The organism is Shimia sp. MMG029, assembly GCF_027947445.1.
Taxonomy (GTDB): Bacteria; Pseudomonadota; Alphaproteobacteria; order Rhodobacterales; family Rhodobacteraceae; genus Shimia.
The window spans coordinates 52,496-78,666 of record NZ_JAQJIM010000001.1; the positions used below are offsets into that span (position 1 = coordinate 52,496).

General features: G+C 58.7%; 26 protein-coding genes. 17 read left to right on the plus strand and 9 right to left on the minus strand.

Annotation, left to right across the window (positions count from 1 at the left end; genetic code table 11):
• Positions 1 to 80: 80 nt before the first annotated feature.
• From PJL69_RS00285 to PJL69_RS00295, 3 genes are all read right to left on the minus strand, one after another.
• Positions 81 to 755 (minus strand): outer membrane protein, encoded by a 675-nt coding sequence (locus PJL69_RS00285; RefSeq protein WP_209097675.1) that lies wholly within the window; start codon positions 753 to 755, stop codon positions 81 to 83.
• Positions 756 to 1,031: 276 nt separating this feature from the next.
• Positions 1,032 to 2,432, minus strand: a complete 1,401-nt coding sequence (locus PJL69_RS00290; RefSeq protein ID WP_209097674.1) for a helix-turn-helix domain-containing protein — start codon at positions 2,430 to 2,432, stop codon at positions 1,032 to 1,034.
• Positions 2,433 to 2,540: 108 nt separating this feature from the next.
• Positions 2,541 to 3,755, minus strand: a complete 1,215-nt coding sequence (locus PJL69_RS00295) for a multidrug effflux MFS transporter (RefSeq protein WP_271308950.1) — start codon at positions 3,753 to 3,755, stop codon at positions 2,541 to 2,543.
• Positions 3,756 to 3,997: 242 nt separating this feature from the next.
• Here PJL69_RS00295 and PJL69_RS00300 point away from each other — a divergent pair, with 242 nt between their 5' ends.
• The 6 genes from PJL69_RS00300 to PJL69_RS00325 all read left to right on the plus strand — a co-directional run bounded on the left by PJL69_RS00300 (position 3,998) and on the right by PJL69_RS00325 (position 7,717).
• Entirely contained in the window at positions 3,998 to 5,530 is a 1,533-nt protein-coding gene (locus tag PJL69_RS00300; protein WP_271307887.1) for an acyl-CoA carboxylase subunit beta, read from the plus strand.
• A gap of 48 nt (positions 5,531 to 5,578) precedes the next feature.
• Positions 5,579 to 6,004, plus strand: coding sequence for a hypothetical protein (locus tag PJL69_RS00305; RefSeq protein ID WP_271307888.1), 426 nt, complete (start codon positions 5,579 to 5,581; stop codon positions 6,002 to 6,004).
• A 57-nt stretch (positions 6,005 to 6,061) separates the two neighbouring features.
• Complete coding sequence (locus PJL69_RS00310) at positions 6,062 to 6,415, plus strand: hypothetical protein (protein WP_271307889.1); 354 nt, start codon at positions 6,062 to 6,064, stop codon at positions 6,413 to 6,415.
• A gap of 128 nt (positions 6,416 to 6,543) precedes the next feature.
• The gene (locus tag PJL69_RS00315; protein WP_209097670.1) at positions 6,544 to 6,906 is read left to right on the plus strand and encodes a DUF6497 family protein; all 363 of its coding nucleotides are present in this window, start codon (positions 6,544 to 6,546) and stop codon (positions 6,904 to 6,906) included.
• A 202-nt stretch (positions 6,907 to 7,108) separates the two neighbouring features.
• Complete coding sequence (locus PJL69_RS00320) at positions 7,109 to 7,255, plus strand: hypothetical protein (RefSeq protein WP_209097669.1); 147 nt, start codon at positions 7,109 to 7,111, stop codon at positions 7,253 to 7,255.
• Between the two features lie 108 nt (positions 7,256 to 7,363).
• Positions 7,364 to 7,717, plus strand: a complete 354-nt coding sequence (locus tag PJL69_RS00325) for a hypothetical protein (RefSeq protein ID WP_271307890.1) — start codon at positions 7,364 to 7,366, stop codon at positions 7,715 to 7,717.
• An 86-nt stretch (positions 7,718 to 7,803) separates the two neighbouring features.
• Here the strand turns inward: PJL69_RS00325 and PJL69_RS00330 are convergent, their stop codons facing one another.
• On the minus strand, positions 7,804 to 8,952 hold the full coding sequence (locus tag PJL69_RS00330; RefSeq protein ID WP_271307891.1) for a DcaP family trimeric outer membrane transporter: 1,149 nt from the start codon (positions 8,950 to 8,952) through the stop codon (positions 7,804 to 7,806).
• 629 nt (positions 8,953 to 9,581) lie between these two features.
• On the opposite strand from PJL69_RS00330, the gene PJL69_RS00335 reads away from it, so the two are divergent.
• From PJL69_RS00335 to PJL69_RS00345, 3 genes are all read left to right on the plus strand, one after another.
• Positions 9,582 to 9,785, plus strand: a complete 204-nt coding sequence (locus PJL69_RS00335; protein ID WP_209097666.1) for a hypothetical protein — start codon at positions 9,582 to 9,584, stop codon at positions 9,783 to 9,785.
• A gap of 172 nt (positions 9,786 to 9,957) precedes the next feature.
• The gene (locus PJL69_RS00340) at positions 9,958 to 11,985 is read left to right on the plus strand and encodes an acetyl-CoA carboxylase biotin carboxylase subunit (RefSeq protein ID WP_271307892.1); all 2,028 of its coding nucleotides are present in this window, start codon (positions 9,958 to 9,960) and stop codon (positions 11,983 to 11,985) included.
• A gap of 73 nt (positions 11,986 to 12,058) precedes the next feature.
• The gene (locus PJL69_RS00345; RefSeq protein ID WP_271307893.1) at positions 12,059 to 12,973 is read left to right on the plus strand and encodes an aldo/keto reductase; all 915 of its coding nucleotides are present in this window, start codon (positions 12,059 to 12,061) and stop codon (positions 12,971 to 12,973) included.
• 43 nt (positions 12,974 to 13,016) lie between these two features.
• Here PJL69_RS00345 and PJL69_RS00350 read toward each other — a convergent pair whose 3' ends face one another.
• A complete protein-coding gene (locus PJL69_RS00350; RefSeq protein ID WP_271307894.1) occupies positions 13,017 to 13,490 on the minus strand; it encodes a DUF4174 domain-containing protein in 474 nt (157 codons plus the stop codon).
• Positions 13,491 to 13,601: 111 nt separating this feature from the next.
• Between PJL69_RS00350 and PJL69_RS00355 the strand changes: the two genes are divergently transcribed.
• The 7 genes from PJL69_RS00355 to PJL69_RS00385 all read left to right on the plus strand — a co-directional run bounded on the left by PJL69_RS00355 (position 13,602) and on the right by PJL69_RS00385 (position 20,071).
• Positions 13,602 to 14,558, plus strand: a complete 957-nt coding sequence (locus PJL69_RS00355) for a hypothetical protein (RefSeq protein WP_271307895.1) — start codon at positions 13,602 to 13,604, stop codon at positions 14,556 to 14,558.
• Positions 14,559 to 14,574: 16 nt separating this feature from the next.
• Complete coding sequence (gene scpA / locus PJL69_RS00360) at positions 14,575 to 16,710, plus strand: methylmalonyl-CoA mutase (protein WP_271307896.1); 2,136 nt, start codon at positions 14,575 to 14,577, stop codon at positions 16,708 to 16,710.
• 138 nt (positions 16,711 to 16,848) lie between these two features.
• On the plus strand, positions 16,849 to 17,454 hold the full coding sequence (locus tag PJL69_RS00365; RefSeq protein WP_271307897.1) for a VOC family protein: 606 nt from the start codon (positions 16,849 to 16,851) through the stop codon (positions 17,452 to 17,454).
• Positions 17,451 to 17,924 (plus strand): GNAT family N-acetyltransferase, encoded by a 474-nt coding sequence (locus PJL69_RS00370; protein ID WP_271307898.1) that lies wholly within the window; start codon positions 17,451 to 17,453, stop codon positions 17,922 to 17,924. The genes PJL69_RS00365 and PJL69_RS00370 overlap by 4 nt, the downstream gene beginning before the upstream one ends.
• 42 nt (positions 17,925 to 17,966) lie before the next feature.
• A complete protein-coding gene (locus tag PJL69_RS00375; RefSeq protein WP_271307899.1) occupies positions 17,967 to 18,644 on the plus strand; it encodes a molecular chaperone DjiA in 678 nt (225 codons plus the stop codon).
• A complete protein-coding gene (locus PJL69_RS00380; protein ID WP_271307900.1) occupies positions 18,644 to 19,669 on the plus strand; it encodes an endonuclease/exonuclease/phosphatase family protein in 1,026 nt (341 codons plus the stop codon). Before PJL69_RS00375 ends, PJL69_RS00380 begins: the two co-directional genes overlap by 1 nt.
• Positions 19,670 to 19,690: 21 nt before the next feature.
• On the plus strand, positions 19,691 to 20,071 hold the full coding sequence (locus PJL69_RS00385) for a hypothetical protein (RefSeq protein WP_271307901.1): 381 nt from the start codon (positions 19,691 to 19,693) through the stop codon (positions 20,069 to 20,071).
• Between the two features lie 97 nt (positions 20,072 to 20,168).
• Here the strand turns inward: PJL69_RS00385 and PJL69_RS00390 are convergent, their stop codons facing one another.
• From PJL69_RS00390 to PJL69_RS00400, 3 genes are all read right to left on the minus strand, one after another.
• Positions 20,169 to 21,704, minus strand: a complete 1,536-nt coding sequence (locus PJL69_RS00390; RefSeq protein WP_271307902.1) for a Ppx/GppA family phosphatase — start codon at positions 21,702 to 21,704, stop codon at positions 20,169 to 20,171.
• A gap of 87 nt (positions 21,705 to 21,791) precedes the next feature.
• Complete coding sequence (locus PJL69_RS00395; RefSeq protein ID WP_271307903.1) at positions 21,792 to 23,966, minus strand: RNA degradosome polyphosphate kinase; 2,175 nt, start codon at positions 23,964 to 23,966, stop codon at positions 21,792 to 21,794.
• Positions 23,967 to 24,103: 137 nt separating this feature from the next.
• On the minus strand, positions 24,104 to 24,481 hold the full coding sequence (locus PJL69_RS00400; RefSeq protein ID WP_271307904.1) for a winged helix-turn-helix transcriptional regulator: 378 nt from the start codon (positions 24,479 to 24,481) through the stop codon (positions 24,104 to 24,106).
• A 179-nt stretch (positions 24,482 to 24,660) separates the two neighbouring features.
• Here PJL69_RS00400 and PJL69_RS00405 point away from each other — a divergent pair, with 179 nt between their 5' ends.
• Positions 24,661 to 25,425, plus strand: coding sequence for a nuclear transport factor 2 family protein (locus tag PJL69_RS00405; protein ID WP_271307905.1), 765 nt, complete (start codon positions 24,661 to 24,663; stop codon positions 25,423 to 25,425).
• A gap of 74 nt (positions 25,426 to 25,499) precedes the next feature.
• On the opposite strand, the gene PJL69_RS00410 is transcribed toward PJL69_RS00405, so the two are convergent.
• Positions 25,500 to 26,168 (minus strand): DnaA ATPase domain-containing protein, encoded by a 669-nt coding sequence (locus PJL69_RS00410; protein ID WP_271307906.1) that lies wholly within the window; start codon positions 26,166 to 26,168, stop codon positions 25,500 to 25,502.
• Positions 26,169 to 26,171 lie beyond the last annotated feature (3 nt).

Here is a 26,171-nt window from a genome sequence, read left to right on the forward strand (position 1 = left end):
GGACTCTGGCGGAGCGCAGCCCGTGTTTCATGTCAAATTAAGGGCGCATCACATGAAACACGTTTGCAGCTGGGCGCGGATCAGAACGTGAAGCGCACACCCAGGTTCAGGGAGGTGTTGGACAGGTCGTCTGACACAGTGGCTGTGCCTGCCGGGGAAGTGCGGGTGCCGGTGACGTCAAAGCCGCGCGTGTAGCGCACATCGCCAAACAGCGAGACCTGATCATTGATTTCATAGGACGTGCCCGCGATCAGCTGGGCGGTGAAGACTTCGTCATCGCCGCGAATGGTCACGCCATTGCCATAAGAAATGTTCTGGTCAAAGAAACCCACGCCAAGACCGCCGCCAAAGTAAGGTGTGAACTTGGAGCTGGTCTCCACATCCACAATCAGATTGCCCAACAGGTAGGTGGCTGAAATATCGCCGCCTGGGTTGGCCTCGTTGCCTGCGCCATTGCCGCTGAAGTCGACTGCGTTGACGTCATTTGAGCGGTAGGACAGCTCCACTTCGCCGCGCAGCGACAAGCCATTGCCAAAGCTGGTGATGTTGCGGCCAACGGAGACACCGTAGCTCAGATCTTCGTCCAGGTCGGTGAGCACGCTTTGTGTGTTGCCGCCGATGTTGCCGGAGTGCTCTGCGTCATCGGCATAGGAATATCCGAGAAATCCCTGGACGTACCAGTCTTGGGCAAAGGCGGGTGCCGCGAGGGTTGTAGTGGCGAGCAGGGTTGCGCCGAGGAGGGAACGGGTGAACATGTGAGAGGCCCTTTGTCTGTAAAATGGGGTGTTGTTTGTGTGGGGGCAAAGCACCACAGCGGCGGTGCGCTGTCATTTCACAAGGGCCAAAGAAAATGTGTGGGCGCGCCATTGAACAATTTTCAAACATGGCGCGCAGCGATAGGAGTTTATATATTTCAGGGTGTTGCAGGCTTTGTGCCTACGTGTGGTGGGTCACAATTGGCCTTTAGGCGTCACTGTGTTGCAATATCGATCACGGGTGCATGAGCGGATGTGTGTGCGGGCGCGGGGCGTTTACCCCACATCATATGGCAACACATCTCGGCGGTTTTCGTCAATCGTCAGGCGGCGTTCGAGTGGGGGCACCGAGCGTTGGTGGCAATGTGTGCGCTCGCAGATGCGGCAGGAAATGCCGATGGGCTCAAAGGCGCGGGGGTTGTCCAGTTCCATATGATCGGCATAGACCAGCGCGTCGGCGTGGCGGATTTCGCAGCCCAATGCGATGGCGTAGCGGCGCACAGGCGCGCCGAAGTGACCGCCGGATTTAGAGACGTCACGGGCCAAAGAGATGTAGCGCACGCCATCGGGTGTTTCAGCCAGCTGGCGCAGGAAGTGGCCGGGCGTTTCAAAGGCGCGGTGGACGTTCCAGAGCGGGCATGCGCCGCCGAAGCGGGCAAATTGCAGGCGGGTGGCGGAGTGGCGTTTGGTGATGGTGCCGGCCTGATCGACGCGCACAAAGAAGAATGGGATCCCCTTATTACCGGGACGTTGTAGCGTGGACAGCCGGTGGGCGACCTGTTCGATGGAGGCGCCAAAGCGGTTCGCAAGCAGTTCGAGATCGTGGCGTGTGTCGCGCGCGGCATCCAGAAAAGTGCTGTAGGGCATAAGTGCCGCACCGGCAAAATAGTTGGCGAGCCCGATCTTGGCGATGGCGCGGGCCGCGTCACTCTGGAAGCGGGCAAAGTCCAGCGTGGCTTCCAGCAGTTGACCGTTTTGCAGGAGGGCAACTTGCAACAAAAGCTGGAAGGTCTGTGTTTCTGGCTGGGCGTAGCGCGAAATTTGCAGTCTTTGGGTGTCTGCATCATAGGCGCGCAGGTGATCCACATCCGTAAAGGACACAGCGATGCCAGCCTCGCGCAGAGACGCCAGCGCCGCCGCGCGGACGCCGCCGTGCTCTATGGCTTGCTGGGCGAAACGTTCTGCGGCGTGGTCCACTGCGTCGATGTAGTTGTCGCAATAGTGAAAGAAATCGCGCACTTCATCCCAAGGGCTCGATTGGGTTTGCACGTCCTGACGGCCCAGAGCCTCATCCAGAGAAGCGAGACGTTCGTGGGTCTGGCGGTAGGCGCGATGCAGCTCCAGAAAGGCGCGGGCGAGGGCAGGGGCGTTGGAGGCCGCAAGGCGCAAATCGGCCAGCGGCGCGGAGGTTTCCGCCAGCACCGGGTCAGCCAGCGCTTCGCGCATGTCAGAGACCAGACGTTCGCTGTCACCGGTGCTGAGTTCGGTGACATCAAGGCCAAATTCCTGGGCCAGAGCGAGCACAACCGTGGTGGAGACCGGCCGGTTGTTGTTTTCCATCTGGTTCAGATAGGGCAGGGAAACGCCAAGTTTCTGCGCGAAGTCTTTCTGCGTGAGCGTCAGTCGCGTGCGAATTTCGCGCAGCTTTGCGCCTGCGTAGAGCTTTTGCGTTGGCACCGTGGTCCTCCCGTGATCCCTGGCTGCATAGCTGCAAAGATAGCTTTGCAAATCCTGCGATGCCAGTGGGATTTTGCTGCGGTGCGCGCCTGTGGCGGCTTTGCGCTTTTACAGGCGCAGGTGTTTCTCTCTGAGGATCACAAGCAGGATGGCGACAACGGACAGGGTTGCGGTTGCGACCATCAGCCAAAGCAGGGGAAAGGCGCCGGTTTCTGGCGTGAGCAATGTGCCTGCGAGCGCAGACAGTGCTGCGCCGCCGCCGATCATGATGGCCCCGGTGAGGCCCGATGCGGTGCCTGCGAGCTGTGGGCGCACGGAAAGGGCGCCGGCCGTGGCGTTTGGGATGGCGAGCCCATTGCCGATGCCGACAAAGGTCATGAAGCCAAAGAACACCTCAGCAGAGCCGTGACCGAAGTAAAAGGTTGTGAGAGAGGCAGCCACACCGAGGCCGCAGATCAGACAGCCCGCCAGCACCATTGGATTGATGCCAATGCGTGCGGAGTAGCGGCCTGCCAGGAAATTGCCGATGAAGTATCCAACAGCTGGGGCGCCGAAATAGATGCCCATTTGCGAAGAGGACATGCCAAAGAGTTCCGTGGCCACAAAGGGCGCGCCGCCCAGATAGGCAAAGAAAGCGCCTGAGGTGAAGCCATTGGCCAGCGAGTAGCCCCAGAAGCGGGGGCTGGTCAGCAGCTCTGGGTATTGACGGACCTGCGCCCCAAGGGAGAGGCCGCTGGCTGTTTTGGTTTCACCGAGGTCGCGAAAAGTGAGCCAGAAAATGGCGAGGCCGATCGCAAACAGCATCCAGAAGCTGGCTTGCCAGCCAAAGGCGGCATCAAGCACGCCACCAAGGGCAGGGCCCAGCATCGGGACCACAGTCATGCCCATGGTCACATAGCCAATCATGGAGGCGGCTTCCTCGGTGGACACCATATCACGCACCACCGCGCGCGAGAGGACCATGGCGACAACAACGGCGGCCTGCAGCATGCGGAAGGTTAGAAAGATCGCCGCGTTGGGGGCAAAGATGCATCCCAGCGTGGCCAGCAGGAAGATCGCCAGCCCCCACAGGATCACCGGGCGTCGCCCCAGCTTGTCGGAGATGGGACCCACAACAATTTGTAGCACGCCATTGACCGCCAGATAGACCGCAATCGACAGCTGCATCACGGCATAATCTGTGCCGTAATACTCCGCCATCGAGGGCAGGCTGGGCAAGAAGATGTTCATACACAACGCTGACACCCCGGCAAGCAGGATGAGCGTCAGGATGTGGGGTGGTGTGCTGCGGTCTAAAAACGTGCCGCGTGAATGACTGTTCATGGCTAAGAGGTAGGTGGCGGGTGATTTAATGTCCACGAAGAAAATTCAGATGTGAACGATTTGCTGATTTGCAATTCGCGCGCGGCGCATTCCTCATAATTTGCAAATTTGCCGAATAATGCTTTTGTGAGGCGGGTGGGCTTCTTATGGTACTTTAAAACCAGGGTGCGTGCGCTGGTGTTGGTGGGAGGTCGTATGGGCCTGTGCCCGACAGTGCGCGATTGAGATCATGAGGGACGGCCATGAAAGATATTCTGCAGCAATTGGAAGAGCGCCGCGAGGTTGCGCGCCTTGGTGGCGGCCAGCGCCGGATCGACAGCCAACATGCCAAAGGCAAGCTGACGGCGCGGGAGCGGATCGAGCTCTTGTTGGATGAGGGCAGCTTTGAAGAGTTTGACATGTTCAAAACGCATCGCTGCACCGAGTTTGGCATGGAGAAGGACAAGCCTGCTGGCGACGGTGTGATCACCGGCTGGGGCACAATCAATGGCCGTATGGTTTATGTCTTCTCGCAAGACTTTACAGTGTTTGGCGGCTCGCTGTCTGAAACCCACGCCCAGAAGATCTGCAAAATTCAGGACATGGCGGTGCAGAACGGTGCGCCGATCATTGGTCTGAACGATTCAGGTGGGGCGCGCATTCAGGAAGGTGTGGACTCTCTCGCGGGCTATGCCGAAGTGTTCCAGCGCAATATCATGGCCTCTGGTGTGGTGCCGCAGATCAGCGTGATCATGGGGCCCTGTGCCGGTGGCGCGGTCTATTCCCCTGCGATGACCGACTTCATCTTTATGGTCAAAGACACGTCTTATATGTTTGTGACCGGCCCGGATGTTGTGAAAACCGTGACCAATGAGGTTGTGACCGCCGAAGAGTTGGGCGGCGCAAGCACGCATACCAAGAAGTCTTCTGTTGCCGATGGTGCTTTTGAAAACGACGTGGAAGCGCTGGCCGAAGTGCGCCGTTTGGTGGACTTCCTGCCGCTCAACAACCGCGAAAAGCCGCCCGTTCGCCCGTTCTTTGATGAGCCGGGCCGCGTGGAGAAAAGCCTTGATACGCTGGTGCCGGAAAACCCCAACACGCCTTATGATATGAAAGAACTCATTCATAAGGTGGCGGATGAGGGCGATTTCTACGAAATTCAGGAAGATTACGCTAAGAACATCATCACGGGCTTCATCCGTCTGGAGGGGCAGACCGTGGGTGTGGTGGCCAACCAGCCAACCGTTCTGGCGGGCTGTCTGGACATTGACAGCTCCCGCAAGGCGGCACGGTTTGTGCGCTTCTGTGACTGTTTTGAGATCCCGATCCTGACGCTGGTGGATGTGCCGGGCTTCCTGCCGGGGACCAGCCAGGAGTATGGCGGTGTGATCAAGCATGGCGCGAAGCTGTTGTTTGCTTATGGTGAAGCGACCGTGCCGAAAGTGACCGTGATCACCCGGAAGGCCTATGGTGGTGCTTATGACGTGATGGCCTCCAAACACCTGCGTGGGGACTTCAACTATGCCTGGCCCACAGCGGAGATCGCTGTGATGGGTGCAAAGGGCGCGACCGAGATTATTCACCGTGCGGATCTTGGTGATGCTGAGAAAATTGCGGCGCACACCAAGGACTATGAAGAGCGGTTTGCAACGCCATTTGTGGCGGCGGAGCGCGGTTTCATTGACGAGGTGATCATGCCCCAGAGCACACGCCGCCGGGTGAGTCGCGCGTTTGCGAGCCTTCGTAACAAGAAGCTCGAGAACCCCTGGAAAAAACACGACAACATTCCGTTGTGATCGTCTATGAGTGGATTGTTGATCAATTCACACAAGGAAAAGATGACTATGAGATCGTTGATTTTTGCATCCTGCGCGTTGTTTGCTGTGCCGCTTGCGGCAGAGGCGCAAAGTTGCCGTGGCATTCAGGCGTTTGATCTGGGGGGAGGCACGAAAGGGTGCGTGGTCTCTATTCAGGAAAATCAAATCACAACGACGACCAGCCGCGATGACGGGGCGAGCACGCGGGTGCGCCGCAATGCGCAGCCTTTGGTTGGTGCGGTGATGTCTGGCCCGGTGCCTGCCAACAAGTCTGTTGTGAAAAAGCAGATGGTTGAGATGTGCAAGCTCACTCAAGAAAAAGTGCGCGCGCAGTTTGCTGACCTGAAATACAACCGCGTGATTTTGGTGATGGACTGGCAAAAGGCCGGGGGCGAGGTGCAGGCTGGGTTCTCGTCAGCCAAATGCCGGGGCTTTAAGTTCTTTGATGGCTGATTTGCGTTGCACATATCGCTTTGTATTGTCGGGCGCCTTTGACATAAAGGCGCCCGCATGAGCCGCCGTCGCTGGCATATCCTGCGTGAGGGGGACCGGGTGACGGTGGCACGGCGCCTGCCTGTGCGTTGGGATTTGGCGGCGGAGACGACGCTGCCGGATGCCTGCCGTGTGCGGGTGGCGCAGCAGGTGCGGCAGGATATGTGGCGCGCGCTGCAGGACTTGCGTGGTTTTGCGCCGGTTGTGCAGGTGACGCGTGTGGATGGCGGTCTGCATATTGTTGCTGGCGGCGAAGTGGCTGGCGCGGTGGCGCGTCAGAAGCTTGAGGCAGACATTTCACAGGTGCTGAATTGCCCCAAGCGTCGCGTGCGTTGGATTCGTCATGCGCAACCTAAAAAGGTGCTGGCATGACAATTTCCTACCAATGTCAGGGATCTGTGGAAAAAAAATCTGCATTGCGCATATTTTTTGGAGCTTTTGTTAAAAAACTATGTAAGCCTGCGACTCACGTTGTTTTTGCCGCGTTAGGAGGGCCCCTTTTGGGTGCTGCGGCCACGGCTGGAGTTTTGGAGGAGGCTCCAGCTGTGCCCTCCGGCAACGACATATCCCTTCAAGAAGTTCTGTTTGAAACCCGCGATGATGCAAGTCGCGTGGCGCGGTTTCGCTATGTCATGCCCCTGTTGCGACAGGGGATCGCCTTTACGGAGATTGAAGAGGACTTCTTTCACCTGTGCATTGGCGTCGCGGTGCCGTATCTGGCTGTTTCCGAAGAAAAAGTCGATCAGGTGATCATTTCCATGGCAGACAGAGAAACAGAATTCGGCGTGATGACCCATCTCGCCCAACAGTATTTTGAAGCATTCAGCGTGCAGGATGGCACCTGTATCTGGGAGGGGTTTTGATGACACCACTAGATATTGTGAGCAGCTTCACACAACCTGGCGCGGTTGCGGCAAACACGCCACAGCGCATTAAGGCAGGCTCCTATCCCTATCTTTTTGCGAAAGAATCCCCTATTCTCCGCACATGCCACATCTCTGTGGCATTGAGGCAGGCAGGGCGCATCGTCCCTGTCCAAATTGAAAATGATAAGTGGAGAAACAGATGTCGAAGAGCATCAAGTCATTCCTCGCGATCGGCCTTGTGGCCCTCGTGGCGGCCTGTGGCCAAGACGAACCCATCGAAGAGTTCGTTGTGGTTGACCCAGAGCCCATCTCAACCGAGCCAACCTACACTGGCAAATACAAGTAAGGCCGCAGGTCTTTCTTTTGAAAAAAATGGCGAGCAGACCGCAGGGCCTGCTTGCGTCTCAACACAGGTGATGCGGACGCCGCGCCCTCAACAGAAGGGAGAGCAGGCATGATCAAGCACCGCGGCTTCCCCGGACGTCTTCCGGGATCAGATTTTCAATTTACAATCCGTCGTGCGAATCCTCGTGGGGTGACTGCGATCACGAAACGGGAGCGTTTCAAGGACCGCAAGCCCGCAGATCGCCGGGCCGACAGCGCCTTTATGGCGGCGCTGTGGGAGCATTTTGGCGATCAGCCGTTTGAACGTGGTAATCTGGATGCCGGTCGCCTGAGCTGGCTTTTTGGACGTGAGGTGGTCGCGGCGGAAGATCCGTTTGATCCAGAGAGCTACGACGCGCTTTTGGTGATTGACGAGGCTGTGGCGCGTGCCTCTTTCCCGGACGCATTTGAAGACGATTTCTGATGCATCAGCCGGGCGCACATATCGCTTTGGCCTCTAAGATCATGGCCCCACCTGCCGCTTTCGGCGGGCAGGGCCACGTTTCTGCTTTAGAAGTTCAGCTGGACAGCCAGCTGGATGCGGTCGGAGTCAAATGTGCGCCCGCTGCCCGCGTCGTTGCGTTCGCCGATGAAATACTCGGCGCTGAACGTCAGATCGTCGGTGGCCTTGTAGAAGGCGTTGAGGTGGATGGTTTCCAGCTCGTCAAAGGCAAGGGAGCCGGTGGAGGTGGCGAGGTCGTAATCCTCGCGGCCGTAGGCGATGCCCACGTTCCAGCGCGCGCCAATGTCCTGACGGAATTCCAACGTGTAGCCGGAGACATCATTGGCCTGACCGCCGACAGCGGCGTTGCCGCCCCCAATCAGCAGCGGGCCGAGGGCTTCGCCGTCGACATAGGTCGCCTGGAAGAGACCACCCTCCCAAGGGCGGACTGCGCCAGACAGGGTGAAGCCGCTCTGGTCGATGTCCTGCCCACCGCTGCGCACGCTGCCTGTCAGCCCCGCCACACGGGCGCTGAAGAGGTCGGTGTCGTAAGACAGGGCCGAGGTGAAGGTCGGGTCGTCAGAGGCCGCGTTGTTTTCCTCGATCGAGGCGCTGAAGGTCAGCTGATCCCAGTTGTGGGTGTAGCGGATTTGCGGGACGCGGGCAAAAGAGATGCCAACGGGGCCGTTGAATTCCACGGTGGTGGGGTATTGGCTCAGCGGCATGAAGTTGGTCCAGTCCTGGCCAATCAGCCAGTTGTCGCCCAGCTGAACGCTGGCGTGGCGCAGGCGCAGCTCTGCGGTGCCGCCGGAGCCGAACAGATCCAGCTCCAGTTTGCCGGCGACATTGCCGATGCTGGTGTCTGTGTTGGTGCGGAAGCCAAGGCGGGACTGACGTGCAGTGGCCCCAAAGCTGCCGTCGGTGGCGTTGGTGGGCTCACCAATCGCGTTCACAAAGGCCGTATCCCCCTGACGGAAGTCTGTGTCGTAGTAAAAGTCGGCTTTCAGGTAGCCATAGATGTCGATGCTGGTGCCGCCAACATTGAAATCACCGCCGCCGGTGCTGGTCGGTTCGCTGCCGGATTCGAGTGCCTCAACACGAGCACGCAGCGCGTCAAGTTCGGCCTGTGTGCCTTGATCTTGGGCATGGGCGAGCGTGCCGGTGGTGCCGATGGTCAACGCCGCGACGGTGACAAGTCTGTGTCTGGGTTTGCGCATTTGGCTGGTCCTTTCAGTGACGTGCAACGCCCCATGGGTTTCACGGGTTTGCACATTCTCGAAATGACGTCGCTGCGAGCAGAGCAGTCAAAATTCTCAGCGACATGTGACCGATTTGTGAGATTGGACGCAAAGAGTGGCATTTGCCGGGATAAGACTTTGGTGAAACTGCCGACGGTCTTGTTTGGAAAATGTGATCGCGCCCCTCTTGAAAATGCACTTGTGTACCATTTGGTTCCGAATTGTCGCGCGGTTGTGATGGCGAGTGATCGCCGATTGGCATCGGCGGACCTGTTTTCTGTCGGCGGGAAGTTGCCTTGGGGTCAGCTGATTGGGCAGGATGCGGCCTATCGTTGTGCGTGGTCGCAAAATCCGCTTTGGTTTCCGAGATTTGCAGGCATCATGAGTGCCGAGGAATGCGCCGTTTTGGTGGGTTCCTGTAACAGTGTATTCCGTTACCCTTCCCCTTCCGGGTGGTTCTGTTGTGTCCCTTCAGAATCACCCGTTTTTTTCAAGGGCCTGCGCGTGGCAGGTCTTGAGGAACGCGATGAGGATGTTTTGGGGGCTGACGCGGATACGGACAGCAATCTTAGGGGCCTCGTCCCTTCGCAGGTATTGGACACTCAGACATGCGACTTTCTTCAGCCATTATCGGCTTGTGCGCGCTCACCGCGTTGGGCGCCTGTGGTGACACATTCAATGAACAAGCGCTCATTGGGGCAGGTGCAGGCACAGCGGTCTCGGCGGTTGTTGGCGCCAACCTTGCGGCGGGTGCCGTCGTCGGCAGCGCGGCCAATGTGGTCTATTGTAAAGAATTCTCCAACAGTTGCTGATCAGGCGGCGGGTGCAGCACTTACTGCACCTTGCCTGACGGTTCTGAGCTCTTCGGCTGAGCCTCAGTCGATCCCAGAAACGAAGCCATCCCCTCGCTTGCGCGGGCGGGTGGCTTTTTTATTGCCAAACCAGACCGCGCTTGCGGCCTGACAAGACCAGAAGGACGAGACGATGTTCGATAAGATCCTGATTGCCAACCGGGGCGAGATTGCCTGTCGCGTGATCAAATCCGCCCGCAAGATGGGCATCAAGACGGTGGCGATTTATTCGGATGCTGACAAGCAGGCGCTGCACGTGCAGATGGCAGATGAGGCGGTGCATATTGGCCCACCTCCGGCAAACCAATCCTACATCGTGATCGACAAGGTCATGGAGGCCATCAAGAAGACCGGCGCGCAGGCGGTGCACCCGGGCTATGGCTTCCTGTCTGAAAACGCAAAATTTGCCGAGGCGCTGGAAGCGGCTGGCGTGGCCTTCATCGGCCCCCCTAAAGGGGCGATTGAGGCGATGGGGGACAAGATCACCTCCAAAAAGATTGCACAGGACGCCAATGTGTCCACGGTGCCGGGATATATGGGCCTGATCGAGGATACGGATGAGGCGGTTAAAATCTCCAACGAGATCGGCTATCCGGTGATGATCAAAGCCTCCGCAGGTGGCGGCGGCAAAGGCATGCGGATCGCGTGGAACGACGAAGAAGCACGCGAGGGCTTCCAATCTTCCAAGAACGAAGCGGCCAACAGCTTTGGTGATGACCGTATCTTCATCGAGAAGTTCGTGACCCAGCCGCGCCACATTGAAATTCAGGTGCTGTGTGACGCGCATGGCAACGGTGTGTATCTGGGCGAGCGCGAATGCTCGATCCAGCGTCGGAACCAGAAAGTTGTGGAAGAGGCACCAAGCCCGTTCCTTGATGAAGCCACCCGTAAGGCGATGGGCGAGCAGTCTGTCGCGCTGGCGAAAGCGGTGGGCTATGCCTCTGCCGGGACCGTGGAATTCATCGTGGATGGCGACAAAAACTTCTACTTCCTTGAGATGAACACCCGTCTGCAGGTGGAACACCCTGTGACCGAGCTAATCACCGGTGTGGACCTTGTGGAGCAGATGATCCGCGTCGCCAATGGTGAGCCGCTGACCATCACCCAAGACGATGTGAAGCTGCAGGGCTGGGCGATTGAGAACCGTCTTTATGCGGAAGACCCTTATCGTAACTTCCTGCCGTCCATCGGCCGTCTGACCCGTTACCGCCCACCGGCGGAGACCAAAGCCTACACCCCGGGCACCCAACCCGGGGATGCGGGCGATGAGGTCGTGCGCAATGATACCGGCGTCTATGAGGGCGGCGAGATCAGCATGTATTATGACCCGATGATCGCGAAGCTCTGCACATGGGCCCCAACCCGTGACGCGGCGATTGAGGCGATGCGTGTGGCGCTGGACAGCTTTGAGGTGGAAGGCATTGGCCACAACCTGCCGTTCCTGTCGGCGGTGATGGATCACCCGATCTTCATCAAGGGCGATATGACCACAGCCTTTATTGAGGAGCAGTATCCGGAAGGCTTTGAGGGTGTAGAGCTGCCGGAAGCGCAGCTGAAGCGCGTGGCGGCGGCTGCGGCGGCGATGTACCGCGTGGCGGAGATCCGTCGCACCCGCGTGTCGGGCCGCATGGACAATCACGAGCGCCGTGTTGGCAAAAAGTGGGTTGTTACTCTGCAGGGCCATGAGTTTGCCGTGAAGGTGAAGGCCGACAAAGAAGGCTCCACCGTCAAGTTTGAGGATGGCAGCAAGCTGCGCGTGGCCTCTGACTGGACACCGGGTGACCAGCTGGCTGAGGTCGAGGTGGATGGCCGTCTGGTGCTGAAGGTTGGCAAAATCTCCGGTGGGTTCCGTCTGCGCACCCGTGGTGCAGATATGAAAGTGCATGTGCGTACGCCGCGCCAAGCCGAGCTTGCAAAGCTGATGCCAGAGAAGCTGCCGCCGGACACCTCCAAGATGCTCCTGTGCCCGATGCCGGGTCTGATCGTGAAGGTCGACGTGGAAGTGGGCGACGAAGTGCAGGAGGGTCAGGCGCTGTGCACGGTGGAAGCCATGAAGATGGAAAACATCCTGCGGGCGGAGAAGAAAGCTGTGGTCAGCAAGATCAATGCCGCAGCTGGTGACAGCCTCGCGGTGGATGATGTGATCATCGAGTTCGAATGATCTGATCCAAACAAAGGTTCGCCCGGCATGGATGTCGGGCGCGCGCTCACTGCCGAAACCACAGGTGCCCGCCATGACCGGAGACGCATTGCAAATTGCAAAGACGACCCAAATTGGCCCGTTTGACTCCGGGCGGTTGGCCTATGGGTGCTGGCGGTTTGCGGGGTCTACAGCGACAGAGGCGGCGCAGAAGGTGCATGCGGCGCTGGAAATTGGCGCCAACCTTGTGGACACCGCAGCGATTTACGGATTTGGGGCTGAGGGCTTTGGCGCTGCAGAAGAGGTGCTGGGCGCTGTCTACCGCGCGGAGAAGGGGCTGCGCGCACGCACGGTGCTGGTGACCAAAGCGGGCATTCATCCGCCTGTGCCCTACGACAGCCGCGCGTCCAACCTGATTGCGAGCTGTGAAGGCTCGCTCGCGCGGCTTGGAGTCGAAACCATCGACGTTTTTCTCATCCATCGTCCGGATCTGCTGGCCTCTTTTGAGGAGGTGGCAGATGCACTGACGCAGCTGCGCCAGGCGGGCAAAATCCGCGAAGCGGGGGTGAGCAATTTCACTCATACGCAGATCCGAGCGTTGCAAAGCAAGTTGGGTTTTCCTCTGGTCGCGAGCCAGCCGGAGTTTTCGCCGCTCGCGATTGATCCGCTGGAAGATGGCACGCTGGATATTGCGCAGGAGCTGAACCTTGCGGTGATGGCCTGGTCGCCGTTGGGCGGAGGCCGGTTGACAGCGGCGCATCAACCGGAAGCGGGCACGCAGGAGGCCCGCGTGCTGACCGTGCTGGAAGGGATCGCCACGCGCGAATCCGTGGGCGTGGACCATGTGGCACTGGCCTGGGTTCTGGCGCATCCCAGCAATCTCATTGCGTTGATCGGCACCCAGAATGTGGCGCGGATCAAAGACAGTGCAAAGGTGTTTGACGTGCGCCTGAGCCGTCAGGACTGGTATGATGTGCTGATCGCCGCACGCGGGAAAACGATGCCGTGAGACCGGCCAATGGGCATATCACGCCGTGCGCAGAGATGCGCGTTCAAGGCTGGCGGCGGTCGCGGATTTCCTGTTGGCGCAGCGGGTTTTTGTCGATGTTGGCAGAGATCTCGCGCACCGACCATGGCAGCGGCTTGCGGAAATACACGGTGCCGTCTTTGCCAATCATTGCCATCATGAAGCCGCGTGGGCGTAGCTTCTGGCGCAGGGCGGATTGGGCCGCCGGATCGGTGTCGGTGAACACAACCACATCGCGCACGCGCAAATCGTCCGGTTGCGCCTCGATCAGCTCCATTTGCTGTGCGAAGCGCGGGTCACGTGGGGTGTCAGCAAAAACCACGATCAGCCGATTCACCCAGAGGAACGCCTCTGGATCGGCATCCAGGCCGGAGCGCACAAGTTGTGGTGTATTTTCAGCGTTTTCTGTGCCGGTTTCGGGTGTGGCTTCAGTGGCCTGTGCCGCAACGCCGGTGGCCGACAGAAAGGCAATTAGAACAAGGGCTAAGCGGTGTGTCATTCTCTCTCCTGCTGCGCCCAATATAAGCGTGTTGCCTGACATTACGATCCCAAACCGTAAATTGGGTCAAATTTTACAGTCGATTAGCATGATCTCCATAGGTGCATGTGCATGATGGCCGCCTCTGTATATCCGGCCGCCCCTGCGGGTTTGGCCTTTAGCAAGGTGCGCGCAGCCATGGACGTCATCCTACATGTCGGGGCCCATCTCTCTGGGGTTTCCACACTCGCAAGCTATCTCAATCGCAACCGGAGGTCACTTCAGGCCAATGGTTTGGCGGTCTGGACAACAGAGCACACCCGCAAGGGCCTGTTTGACGGGGTCACATTGCGCTCCGGTCTGCATGGGGTGGAGCGGCGCCGTGCGCGTGGGGCCGGACGGGTGCGTCTGCGGGCGGCGATGCTTGAGCGTGATAAGGTCAAGGATCTGATGGTGCTTGAGCCGGATATGCTGGGCAGCCTCACAAACAATCTCACTTCGGAGCGTCTGTATCCGGCGGCGGGGGAGCGTGCGGCCCGGTTTGTGCATGCCTTTGGCGGTCGCGTGAAGCGGGTGATCATCGGCATGCGCGCTTTGGAGGACTATTGGGGCGGCGCTTTGGCCCATGGTTTGCGTCAGGGCCATGCCCTGCCAGATGCCGCCAAGCTGGAACGGCTGGTCACCCAACCCCGCAGCTGGCGCAAAGTGGTGATGGATCTGGCCTGCGCCGCGCCTGACGCAGAAATCCTCGTGATCCCATATGAGCGTCTGGGCGCCCGTCCGGAAGTGATTTTGGGCTATGCGGTGAGCGGGCGGTTTAAGGCGCCGACAAACTTTCGCCTGAATGGTCTGGCGCAGGTGCCCAAATTGCCAGAGCTGCGCGAGACTTTGCAAGATCGCCGCGAAACACCTGACGCCTTGCCGAACGGGATGGGCCGCTGGCACCCGTTTGACGCGTTCAAGGTGGACATACTGAGAGAGATTTACGTCCAAGATCTGGCCTGGCTTCGTGCCGGGGCGGATGGTCTGGCGTATCTGATTGAAGACAGCACGCCGGAGAGGGCTGGCATGGCCAGTCGCTTTGGTTAGCAACAAGAAGTTGAGGATGACATCGATGACGGACACCAAGAAATGGGCCGAACTGGCAGAGAAAGAGCTGCGCGGCAAACCTCTGGACGACCTGACCTGGGAGACGCTGGAAGGCATTCGGGTCAAACCCCTCTACACGGCTGAGGATACGGCGGATCTGCCTCATACGGGCACGATGCCGGGTTTTGCGCCCTTTACGCGCGGTGTGAAAGCGACGATGTATGCGGGCCGCCCCTGGACGATCCGCCAGTATGCGGGATTCTCCACCGCAGAAGAATCCAACGCGTTTTACCGTCGCAATCTGGCGGCGGGTCAGCAGGGTGTTTCGGTGGCCTTCGATCTGGCGACCCACCGTGGCTATGACAGTGATCACGAGCGCGTTGTGGGCGATGTGGGCAAAGCTGGTGTGGCGATTGACTCTGTCGAAGACATGAAGGTGCTGTTTGACGGCATTCCGCTGGATCAGGTGTCGGTCTCCATGACCATGAACGGCGCTGTCATTCCAATTCTGGCCAACTTTATCGTTGCGGGCGAAGAGCAGGGGCATGACAAAGCGCTGCTGTCGGGCACCATTCAGAACGATGTTCTGAAAGAATTTATGGTGCGCAACACCTATATCTATCCGCCAGAGCCGAGCATGCGGATCATCTCTGACATCATCGAGTTTACCTCCAATGAAATGCCGAAGTTCAACAGCATTTCGATTTCCGGCTACCACATGCAGGAAGCGGGCGCGAACCTTGTGCAGGAGCTGGCCTATACCATTGCGGACGGCAAGGAGTACGTGCAGGCCGCAATTGATGCGGGCATGGATGTGGACAAATTTGCCGGGCGTCTAAGCTTCTTCTTTGCGATTGGCATGAACTTCTTCATGGAGATTGCCAAGCTGCGGGCGGCGCGCACGCTGTGGTTCCGCGTGATGACCGAATTTGGCGCGAAATCCGAGCGCTCCAAAATGCTGCGCACCCACTGTCAGACATCGGGTGTGAGCCTGCAGGAGCAGGACCCATACAACAACGTGATCCGCACGGCCTATGAGGCGATGTCTGCGGTGCTGGGCGGCACGCAGTCTCTGCACACCAATGCGCTGGATGAGGCGATTGCGCTGCCCACGGATTTCTCTGCCCGGATTGCGCGCAACACGCAGCTGGTTTTGCAGGAAGAGACTGGGGTGACCAATGTGATCGATCCGCTGGCGGGCTCTTACTACATTGAGAGCCTTACTGAGGAGCTGATCGAGAAGGCCTGGGCGATCATTCAGGAAGTCGAGCAGATGGGCGGCATGACCAAGGCTGTGGCCAGCGGCATGCCCAAGCTGCGCATCGAGGAAACTGCAGCCAAGCGTCAGGCGATGATTGACCGGGGCGAAGAGGTGATCGTTGGGGTCAACAAGTACCGCAAGGAGCAGGAAGACCCGATCGACATTCTGGATGTGGACAATGTGGCTGTACGGGAAAGCCAGATTGCGCGTCTGAAGAAGATGCGTGCAGAGCGCGATGAGACGGTCTGTCAGGCGGCACTGGAGGAAATCACACGGCGCGCCAAAGAAGGTGGCAACCTGCTTGAAGCGGCTGTGGAAGCGGCGCGTGCGCGGGCATCAGTTGGGGAAATCAGCATGGCAATGGAGAAAGAGTTTGGTCGTCACCGTGCCGAGGTGAAAACCCTCGCGGGTGTCTATGGAGCGGCCTATGAAGGTGACGAAGGCTTTGCGGCCATTCAGAAATCCATCGAAGACTTCGCCGAAGAAGAGGGCCGTCGCCCACGTCTTCTGGTGGTCAAGATGGGGCAGGATGGGCACGACCGTGGCGCCAAAGTGATTGCCACGGCCTTTGCCGACATCGGTTTTGACGTGGATGTGGGCCCTCTGTTCCAGACCCCGGCAGAAGCCGCGCAGGATGCGGTGGACAATGACGTGCACGTGGTTGGCATTTCCTCGCAGGCGGCCGGGCACAAGACGCTTGCGCCACAGTTGATCGAAGCGCTGAAGGAAAAAGATGCGGAAGACATTATTGTAATCTGCGGCGGCGTTATTCCGCAGCAGGATTATGACTTCCTCAAGAAAGCGGGCGTGAAGGCGATCTTTGGTCCTGGCACCAACATTCCTGAGGCGGCGCAGAACATTCTGCAACTGATCCGGGATGCGCGCAACTGATAGACGATACCGGTTGGGGGCCAGCCCCCAACCCCCGGAATATTTTGAGCAAGAAGAAGGGGCGCGGTTTCGCGTCCCTTTTTCGTTGTGGTTGGCGAGGCTTTGGGTTTTGGTGGCGCAAAACGGAGAGGATGCGCAATGCAGTTGGATCATTTGGCCGTGGCGGCAGAAAACCTCGCAGAGGCTGTGGCGCATGTGGAAGAGGCGCTGGGCGTGGCCATGGGGCCGGGCGGAGAGCATGCGCATTTTGGCACGCACAATCAGCTGATTGGGCTGGCAGATGGGCTGTACCTGGAAGCGATTGCCGCCAATCCGGCGGCGGATGCGCTGCCTTATCCGCGCTGGTTTGATCTGGATCGGCTGTCTGGTGGTGCGCGGCTCGGGAACTGGATTTGCCGGAGTGACGATCTTGAGGCCGAGCTGGCACGCCTGGATGTAGATGCGGGCAAACCGATTGCTTTGGCGCGTGGGGATCTGCGCTGGCGGATGGCGGTGCCGGACAGTGGCGTGCTGCCGTTTGACAACCGCTTTCCCGCGCTCATTCAGTGGGATGTGGCGGTGACGCCTGCGGAATTATTGCCAGCCTCCGGTGTGGCGCTCAGCCGGCTGGAGGTGGCGCACCCGGAGGCGGCGGCGCTGGAAGCTGCGGTTGGGCTGTCTGATGCGCGGGTCGTGTTTGTGGAAGGGCCTTCGGAGCTGCGCGCGACATTTGACACACCCCACGGCACGCGCGTGCTGCGATGAGGTTGCGAACAGCAGAGATCTCGGACGCAGAGGCCATTGCGGCCATTTGGAACCGTGAGATCCGCGACGGGGTGAGCACCTTTACAACGGTAGAGAAAACTACAGAGGCCGTGTGCGTTACGCTGGAGGAGGCGGTGTTTCTGGTTGCGGAGCAGAACGGGCAGGTTGTGGGCTTTGCCACCTATGGGCCGTTTCGCGCGGGACCTGGCTATCTGCGCACGGTGGAGCATACCGTATATCTCGCCGAAGCAGTTCGGGGGCAGGGCATGGGGCGTGCCCTGCTTGCTGCGCTTGAACTTGCAGCGAAAGCCGCTGGGTATCACGTGATGGTGGCCGGTGTGGGCGGTGAAAACACGGGCGGGATCGACTTTCACAAACGCATGGGATTTGAAGAGGTTGGGCGGCTACCCGAGGTGGGGCGGAAGTTTGATCGTTGGATGGATTTGGTGCTTTTGCAAAAAATGCTGTGATGCAGCACTGGCAATTGACGCAGGAGAGGATAGGTTAGGGGCATGTCTATTTGGTCTCGCATCAGCCAAGCTTTGTCTTCCCTCAGTCAGGGGGAGTCTCTCTCGGCTGTGTTTGAACAGTTGCGCGCGCCGCCGGAGCGCTCTGTCGCCTTTACAATCGCAGTGATTGCGCTGGGCGCGAAGATGGCCAAGGCAGATGGATTGGTAACGCGTGATGAGGTCACAGCGTTTCGCGAGGTATTTCAGATCGCGCCAAAGGATGAGGCGCAGGCGGCGAAGGTGTTCAATATGGCGCGTCAGGATGTGGCGGGCTTTGAGGAATATGCGCTGCGCATCAAAGGCATGTTTGGTGCGTCGCGCGGCCGGCCAGCCGACCTGATGGAAGGGCTGTTTCACATCGCGGTGGCGGATGGGGAATATCATCCCAATGAGGATGTGTTTCTGAGCCGTGTCGCCGAGATTCTTGGCATGGATGATCGCTGTTTCAAAGCGATGCGCGCACGTTATGTGCCGGATGCAGAGCCAGACCCTTATCACGTGCTGGGGGTTGATCCAGAGACGCCGATTGCCGAGATCCGAAAGACCTGGCGGCAGCTTGTGCGTGAGACGCATCCTGACAGCATGATCGCCCGGGGCGTGCCGGAAGAGGCCGTGAAGATCGCTGAAAAACGTATGATTGATATCAACCGCGCCTGGGATCAGATCAACGAGGCCGCCTGATGCGGATTGCCACGTATAATGTGGAGTGGTTCGCCAGTCTGTTTGACGAGAACAATCACCTGTTGCGTGATCAGGGCGGGTCGGGGCGCAAAGGCGTCAGCCGGGCTGCTCAGATAGACGCATTGGGCCATGTGTTTCGCACCTTGAATGCGGATGCGGCGATGATTGTAGAAGCGCCTGATCAGGGGCGGCGGCGGGATGCGGTGGCTGCGCTTGAGAATTTTGCCGGGGCGTTCGATCTGCGCGCGCACAAAGCGATCATGGGATTTGAGAACACCACACAACAGGAAATCGCGCTGCTGTATGATCCAACCGCACTGACGCCGCGCCATGATCCGCGTGGCGTTGTGAGTGGCCCGGAGGGCGCGGTTGGAGCGCCACGGTTTGATGGAGCGATGCGGATTGATCTGGATGTGGACGCCCGCGAGGATCTGGTGCGGTTTTCAAAGCCACCGCTGGAGCTTGCCCTGACCTCAGCCCGCGGGCGCTCCCTGCGTATGATTGGCGCACATCTGAAATCCAAAGCGCCGCATGGGGCGCGCTCAGATGCGGATGTGATGCGAATTTCGATTGCCAATCGTCGCAAGCAGCTGGCACAGGCGATCTGGCTCAGGCGGCGGATTGAGGCAGAGCTGGCCGCAGGTGAAGACGTGATTTTGCTGGGTGATCTGAATGATGGGCCGGGGCTGGATGCGTTTGAAGATCTGTTTGGGCGCTCCTCCGTTGAGATCATCATGGGCGTTGGCGGTGGGGCGGCGATGTATGACCCGCACGCGCAGGCGGCTTTGCGCCACCCACTGGCGGCGCAGGCGAGCACGGCCCGCTTTCATATTGAGCGCGAGGGGCGCTATTTGTCGGCGCTGCTCGACTATGTCATGATCTCCGAAGGGTTGCGTGCGGCGCAACCGGAGTGGCGGATTTGGCATCCGTTTGACGATCACGCCTGTTGGCGGGATGCGAAATTGCGCGAGGCTTTGTTGGTTGCGTCAGACCACTTTCCGGTGGTGCTGGATATTGATCTTTGAGTGGATGCGAAAGGAGCGGTCATGAAAAAGGTGATTTTGGCGGTGGGTTTTGCCGGGGCTTTGGGCCTGTCTGGAGGCGCGGCTCTGGCGGAAGATGAGGCGGAGGGGCGCAGCCTGATGGAAGAGGGCGCGCTTTTGTTTTTCAAAGGGTTGCAGGAAGAGATGGCGCCAGCGCTTGAGGGGTTGCAGTCGTTCATGGATGAAGCGGGTCCAAGCATTCAGGCCTTCATGCTGGAGATGGGGCCGAAGCTTGGCGAGGTGTTTTCGCAAGTGAAAGACTGGAGCCAGTATCATGCGCCTGAGATGCTGCCCAATGGCGATATTATCCTGCGCAAGAAGACGCCTCAAGAGTTGGAGCTTGAGGGGGAGGACAGTGCGGACGACAATGCCATAGAGCTTTAGAGCCATTTTGTTTGGCTTCAATCGCCCGTGCGTGGCTTCTTCCATTCGGTTGAACACGAAACGCGATCCGCGGCGTCCCGATAACACGCAAACCGCTTTAGTCGCGCATCTTGACGGTCGGTTGCGCGCCGAGCGCGTTGCAGAGCGTATTGAAACGAGACTCTGCCACTTCGCCATAAAGTGCGCCGGTGCTGGTGGGCAGGCGCAGGTGGAGTTCCGCCTTTTTGGGGAAATACTTCAGGCTGCCCATATTTTCGCTGTCGTTCTGCCAAAGCATGGCGCCAAAACGCATGGCTTTGCCGATCACCTCGGCCTGATGACGCTCTTTGTCGCTGAGCAAACGGGCCAGTTCTGCAAAACGCGTGCCTTCCGCTTTGTTGCGGTAGCGGTGCAGCAGGGACAGGCCAAGGAACACACGCTCGCTGTGTTTGAGGCCACCGAGATTGGCGCGCGTGGTGCTGTCAAACACGGTTTCAGCGCGGTAGTCCGGATGTGCGCGCCAGCTGACGTCATGCAGCAGGCAGGCGGCTTTGATCAGGCGGTGCTGTTGGGGCTTGGCTGCGTTGAACAAGGGCTGAATGAAGCGATAGAGGGCCTTGCCAAAGCCGGGAATGCGCGCATCTTTGGCTTCCATGAAGCGACAGGCTTCGATCAGCGGGTCACGCTCACGGATACGCTCGGGCATCTGCTCATAGAGCACGCCTTCGCGGATGCCATAAGAACTGATGGCGATGTCATGGGGTTTGAAGCGGCGCAGCACGCCTTTCAGCACTTCAATCGCCAGAGGCACCAGATCCATCCGAGAACTGGAAACACCGCAGCGGGCGCGCAGCGCTTCTGGGTCTTGTGACTGGATGAACTTCGCGGTTTCGCGCACCGAGGTGGCGGTCATTCGGTATTCATGCAGCACTTTCAGCGGGTAGTTCTGCCGCTCCATGTCGATGCGGGCGATGGCGCGCCAGCTGCCGCCCACCAAAAATAGGCGATTTCTCTGGTTGCCCATCTGGGCATAGAGCTGATCCAGGGTTTCATTGATGAAGGCACGGCGACCTTTTTTGCCGCCTTTGACATCGCGCAGTTTGAGCGGGCCAAGGGGCGAGGTCACGCGGCGGCCAACCTGACCGTCGTTGATTTCCGCAAGCTCCATGGAGGCGCCGCCAATGTCACAGATCAGACCATAGGCGCCGGGCCAACCGGTGAGCACGCCCTGTGCGGACAGTCGGGCCTCTTCTGCGCCATCAATCACATGAATCGGTACGCCGGTCTGCGCCAGCACTTCGGCGCAGAAATCGGGGCCATCGCTGGCTTCACGCACAGCGGCAGTGGCAACGGCGGTGAGGCCGGAGACTTCCATGGTGCGCGCGATCTGGGCAAAGCGGGCGATGGCAGCCAATGCCCGTTCGCGCCCTTTGGGGTTCAGTAGCCCGGTTTCAGCGATGCCTGCGCCCAGAGCACACATGATTTTTTCATTGTAAAAATAGGCGGGGCTGCGGGCCGCGCCATCAAACACCACCATGCGCACAGAGTTTGAGCCAACATCGACAACCCCAACACGAGACAGTGCACGGGCACCGGGATCCTCAAAAATAGGGCGTTCAAACAGGGTGTTGTCCTGTTTTGGGTCGTTAGGCATCGGTGTCTGGTCCCGCCGAAAAGAGTCGCGTGGTGCTGCACATCACTGTGCGCCACGCGACACTTCTGGGTCAATCATGCGGTGAGGTCAATCATCCGTATGGGTTAGTTTGGGCACATCAGACGCGCCTGCGGAACCGCGCCCAGACAGGGAGGGGTTTTCCATAAAGAAGCGGTGACAATTGAAGGCAAATTCGCCCTCAGGTAGCGGCAGGCGTTCAAAACTGCCATCGGGTTTCATGACCCAGCTTTGCGCCACATCTGCGAGGTTGGCGGCCAGCACCTGACTCATGATTTGCGCTTTCACTGTGGCGTTTTTGACCTCCACCAGTGTTTCCACACGGCGTTTGAGGTTGCGGCCCATCCAATCGGCGGAGGACATGAAAACCCGCGCTTTTTTGTTGGGCAGTTCCTGACCATTGGCAAAACACATGACGCGGGAGTGCTCCAGAAAACGGCCCACGACAGATTTCACGCGGATGTTGTCTGAAAGCCCTTCGATGCCGGGGCGCAGGCAACAGATGCCACGCACCACAAGCGAGATTTTCACCCCTGCTTGAGATGCCGCGTAGAGCGCATCAATCACTTCGGCTTCCACAAGGGAGTTCATCTTCGCCCAGATCGCGGCAGGTTTGCCAGCACGGGCGTTTTCTGCCTCTGCACCGATCATTTCCAGCAGGCGGGGCTTCAGGCTGATTGGGGAGATCGCCAGATTGTCGAGGGTTTCCGGCTCTACATAGCCGGACAGGTAGTTGAACACCTTGTTCGCATCCCGCCCCAGATCTGCATCGCAGGTGAACAGGCTGACATCGGTGTAAATCTTGGCAGTGATCGGGTGATAGTTGCCGGTGCCGTAGTGGGTGTAGGTGACCAGCTTCTCCCCTTCGCGGCGCACCACGGTCGAGATCTTGGCGTGGGTTTTGAGATCGAGAAAGCCGTAAACCACATGTGCGCCCGCGCGCTCCAGCCTGCGAGACTGACGGATGTTGGCGGCCTCATCAAACCGTGCTTTGAGCTCCACCAGCGCAGTGACGGATTTACCATCCTCTGCGGCCTCACACAGCGCGCTGACGATGGGCGAGTTTTTGGAGGTGCGGTAAAGCGTCTGTTTGATCGCGACCACATTGGGATCATGGGCCGCCTGCTGTAGGAAGCGCACCACCATATCAAAGGTTTCATAGGGGTGGTGCAGCAGCATGTCTTTCTGGCGGATGGCGGCAAACATATCGCCGTCAAAGTCCTGCACACGTTCAGGCACGCGCGGGGTAAACGAAGGCCAAAGCAGGTCTGGGCGTTCATCCAGCACCAGTTCCTTCAGGTCCGCAAGGCCAATCATGCCTGTGATATCAACCACTTCGTCGCCACGCACTTCAAGCTCATGCATGATGAGTTTCTTGAGCGCGGCGGGGGCGTCTGCGGTGATTTTGAGACGCACAACTTCGCCGCGGCGGCGACGTTTCAGGGCAACTTCAAATTCGCGCACCAGATCCTCGGCCTCGTCTTCGACCTCAAGATCGCTGTCACGCAGCACGCGGAAGGCACAGTGGCCTTTGACTTTGTAGCCCGGAAACACGCTGTCCAGATGCAGGATCAGCAGCTCCTCCAGAGGGAGCGCACGTACGGTATTGCCTTCGGAGGGCAGAAACACAAAGCGGTCAATCTGATGCGGGATTGGCAGGAGCGCCTGCAGCGGACGTTTGTTTTTCTTGCGCTCAAGTTGCAGGGCCAACACGAAGCCGGTGTTGGGAATAAAGGGGAAGGGGTGCGCCGGGTCGATGGCGAGCGGCGACAACACTGGAAAGACGCGGTTCATGAACACATCGGCGAGGAAGGCTTGATCCGCCTGCGACAGGGCCTCGCGGTTCAGAATGTGGATGTTCTCGCCTTCGAGTGCGCCGCGCAATTCGTTGAACATGCGCTGTTGTTCTTGCAGCAGATTGCGGGCGTCTTCGTTGATGAGGACAAGCTGTTCAGCTGGAGAGTGCCCGTCTTGGGCGGGGGTTGTGTTCCCCTCGCGCACCAGTTCACGCAGGCCCGCAACACGGACGGTGTAGAACTCGTCCAGATTGGTGGCAGAGATCGACAGGAAGCGCAGGCGTTCAAGGAGCGGCACGCGCGGGTTCTCGCTTTCCTCCAGCACACGCCAGTTGAAGCCGAGCCAGCTCAGCTCGCGATTGTAGAAGCGATCAGCCCCGGAAATGTCCAGATCCGGCATTGCAGTGGCGGCGGGGAAGTCGGATTTCAGAAAGTCAGCTTGGGTCATGCAGCCCTCATGCCATTGGCAGGTAACGAGAAGATGACTGTAGGGTGGATTTTGTGGAGGGTCCAGCGATTGCCAAACAGGATCAATTTAGGCTGCCGTTCAGAGGCGCGTCATGGCGGCGGGATCTGGGCGCGCGACTACTTTGTGTGATCGCGATCGTATTCCATGCGGTGCTGGCGCACCTCGGGCATTTGTTCGTGAGACCAGAACACCAGCGGTTTGAGAAGCTCCAGCAGGGTGCGGCCCAGCGGGGTGAGCTCATAGGACACGGCAACCGGAGGGCCGGGGTCAACGGAGCGGGTGATATAGCCATCACGCTGTAGGCCACGCAGATTTTCTGTCAGCACGCTTTGGGTGACGTCACCAATACAGCGTTTGAGGCTGCCAAACCGCTTGGGTTCATCCTCCAGCGCCATGATGATGATCATCCGCCATTTGCCCGTCACATTGGAGAGCACAGAACGAATGGAGCAGTTTGAGGCTTCTGCTTTGTTGGCAACACCTATTGGTAGCATAGTAGGCCTTGGTATGATTTCGAAACTGAACGGTAAAATATCTGAGCTTTGCGTTGAGCGCAATTAATCTTTGCAAACATGGTAGTGTTTACCGTACCAGGTCAGTTAAGGGTACGTAATTGCGATATGGTATGGATTTGCTACCAGGTGTGAGACACAACGAATCAAAGGATTAGATCATGTCTCCGAAAGAACTTGTTCTCGCACTTTTCACTGCCGCTTTTGCGGATCACGACCCAGAAGCTGCCCGTGCATTGGTCACGCCAAACTACATTCAACACAATCCGCAGGTGCCAACCGGGGCCGAGGGCTTGATGGCGCTTGTGCCGCTTGTGGCGCAGTCTGGCATGTCGGTCACAACCCATCGTGTGATCTCTGAAGGGGATTTGGTGGTCCTGCACAGCACCTTTGAAAATGCGGATGCTTTTGGCGCGCCAAGTCTTGCGGCTTTTGATGTTTTTCGCTTCGAGGATGGCAAAGTTGCGGAGCATTGGGACAATCTGCAACCCATTCCTGCGACCACCGCTTCGGGGCGGGGCATGACAGATGGCCCAACAGAGATTACGGATCTGGATAGCACGGAAGAGAACAAGGCGCTGGTGCTTGGCTTTGTGCGGGATGTATTGGGGGGCGCTGCGCCGGAAAAGGCACCGCTCTATTCAGAGGTCTACATGCAGCACAATCCGCAGCTTAAAGATGGGATTGATGGGCTGATCGCAGGCACCAAAGCCTGGGCCGATCAAGGGTATGTCATCACCAAGTTTGAGCCGCAGATCGTGGTTGCAGAGGGCAATTTCGTTTTTGTCGCCTCAGATGCAACGGTGAGCGATCAGCCTTGGGCCTTCTTCGATCTGTGGCGGGTTGAAGATGGCAAGATTGTCGAGCACTGGGATGTTGTCTCGCCGACCCCGGCGCAAATGGTGCATGACAACGGCAAGTTCTAAGGCGGGAGTTTCTTGGCGGGCCAAGGCAAACTGGCCCGTCTTTGCCATATGTCTTTTCTCAGTAATGAGAGGTTTTAATCCTGCTCCAGCACCCGCTTCGCCAGCACTTTGGTGATGGGGCGTTTTTCGCTCAATGACAGCTGATCCACTGCTTCCACCACACTGGCGACGCCTGCAAAAGAGCGGTCCATGTGTTTGGCAATGTAGCTGAGCACATCAGGGGTGGGCATCAGCTGGCGGTCGCCGAACTGTTTCGCCATCACTGCCATCAAGAGCATGTCGTCAGGCTGATCGAGCGTGGCCACGGTGGTGCCCTGCATGCGGCTGAGCAGATCGGGCAGGGTGAGGCCCCACTGAAGCGGTGCGCCAACGCCTGTGAGTAACAGCGTGTGACCTTCGGCCAGTGTCAGGTTGTGGAGATGAAACAGGGCCGTTTGGGCCGCTGGATCATCCGCAATCAGGTGCACGTCTTCTACTGCAATTGGTGCCTTCGCCAGCATAGGCACACTGTCTTTGGTGAGGGTTGTGGCTGGTACGATTTGTGCGTCAGCCAGGGCAGCCCACACATGGGTGAGATGGGTTTTGCCGGAGCCAACAGGCCCAGACAACACAAGTTTGCCCCCGACCCAATTGGGCCAGAGGTCCACAAGCCCCAGCGCCATAGCGTTGGCGGGGCTTACAAAGAAATCATCACGCCCAAGCGCTGCCCGGACGGGCAGATCAAAGTTCAGCTGTTCAGCCATTGG

Bases quoted from the DNA above. Each gene is read 5' to 3' on its own strand.
- PJL69_RS00285 (WP_209097675.1), bottom strand. From the start codon at position 755: ATGTTCACCCGTTCCCTCCTCGGCGCAACCCTGCTCGCCACTACAACC.
- PJL69_RS00295 (WP_271308950.1), bottom strand. From the start codon at position 3,755: ATGAACAGTCATTCACGCGGCACGTTTTTAGACCGCAGCACACCACCC.
- PJL69_RS00300 (WP_271307887.1), top strand. From the start codon at position 3,998: ATGAAAGATATTCTGCAGCAATTGGAAGAGCGCCGCGAGGTTGCGCGC.
- PJL69_RS00305 (WP_271307888.1), top strand. From the start codon at position 5,579: ATGAGATCGTTGATTTTTGCATCCTGCGCGTTGTTTGCTGTGCCGCTT.
- PJL69_RS00310 (WP_271307889.1), top strand. From the start codon at position 6,062: ATGAGCCGCCGTCGCTGGCATATCCTGCGTGAGGGGGACCGGGTGACG.
- PJL69_RS00320 (WP_209097669.1), top strand. From the start codon at position 7,109: ATGTCGAAGAGCATCAAGTCATTCCTCGCGATCGGCCTTGTGGCCCTC.
- PJL69_RS00325 (WP_271307890.1), top strand. From the start codon at position 7,364: ATGATCAAGCACCGCGGCTTCCCCGGACGTCTTCCGGGATCAGATTTT.
- PJL69_RS00330 (WP_271307891.1), bottom strand. From the start codon at position 8,952: ATGCGCAAACCCAGACACAGACTTGTCACCGTCGCGGCGTTGACCATC.
- PJL69_RS00335 (WP_209097666.1), top strand. From the start codon at position 9,582: ATGCGACTTTCTTCAGCCATTATCGGCTTGTGCGCGCTCACCGCGTTG.
- PJL69_RS00340 (WP_271307892.1), top strand. From the start codon at position 9,958: ATGTTCGATAAGATCCTGATTGCCAACCGGGGCGAGATTGCCTGTCGC.
- PJL69_RS00345 (WP_271307893.1), top strand. From the start codon at position 12,059: ATGACCGGAGACGCATTGCAAATTGCAAAGACGACCCAAATTGGCCCG.
- PJL69_RS00350 (WP_271307894.1), bottom strand. From the start codon at position 13,490: ATGACACACCGCTTAGCCCTTGTTCTAATTGCCTTTCTGTCGGCCACC.
- PJL69_RS00355 (WP_271307895.1), top strand. From the start codon at position 13,602: ATGATGGCCGCCTCTGTATATCCGGCCGCCCCTGCGGGTTTGGCCTTT.
- scpA (WP_271307896.1), top strand. From the start codon at position 14,575: ATGACATCGATGACGGACACCAAGAAATGGGCCGAACTGGCAGAGAAA.
- PJL69_RS00365 (WP_271307897.1), top strand. From the start codon at position 16,849: ATGCAGTTGGATCATTTGGCCGTGGCGGCAGAAAACCTCGCAGAGGCT.
- PJL69_RS00370 (WP_271307898.1), top strand. From the start codon at position 17,451: ATGAGGTTGCGAACAGCAGAGATCTCGGACGCAGAGGCCATTGCGGCC.
- PJL69_RS00375 (WP_271307899.1), top strand. From the start codon at position 17,967: ATGTCTATTTGGTCTCGCATCAGCCAAGCTTTGTCTTCCCTCAGTCAG.
- PJL69_RS00380 (WP_271307900.1), top strand. From the start codon at position 18,644: ATGCGGATTGCCACGTATAATGTGGAGTGGTTCGCCAGTCTGTTTGAC.
- PJL69_RS00385 (WP_271307901.1), top strand. From the start codon at position 19,691: ATGAAAAAGGTGATTTTGGCGGTGGGTTTTGCCGGGGCTTTGGGCCTG.
- PJL69_RS00390 (WP_271307902.1), bottom strand. From the start codon at position 21,704: ATGCCTAACGACCCAAAACAGGACAACACCCTGTTTGAACGCCCTATT.
- PJL69_RS00395 (WP_271307903.1), bottom strand. From the start codon at position 23,966: ATGACCCAAGCTGACTTTCTGAAATCCGACTTCCCCGCCGCCACTGCA.
- PJL69_RS00400 (WP_271307904.1), bottom strand. From the start codon at position 24,481: ATGCTACCAATAGGTGTTGCCAACAAAGCAGAAGCCTCAAACTGCTCC.
- PJL69_RS00405 (WP_271307905.1), top strand. From the start codon at position 24,661: ATGTCTCCGAAAGAACTTGTTCTCGCACTTTTCACTGCCGCTTTTGCG.
- PJL69_RS00410 (WP_271307906.1), bottom strand. From the start codon at position 26,168: ATGGCTGAACAGCTGAACTTTGATCTGCCCGTCCGGGCAGCGCTTGGG.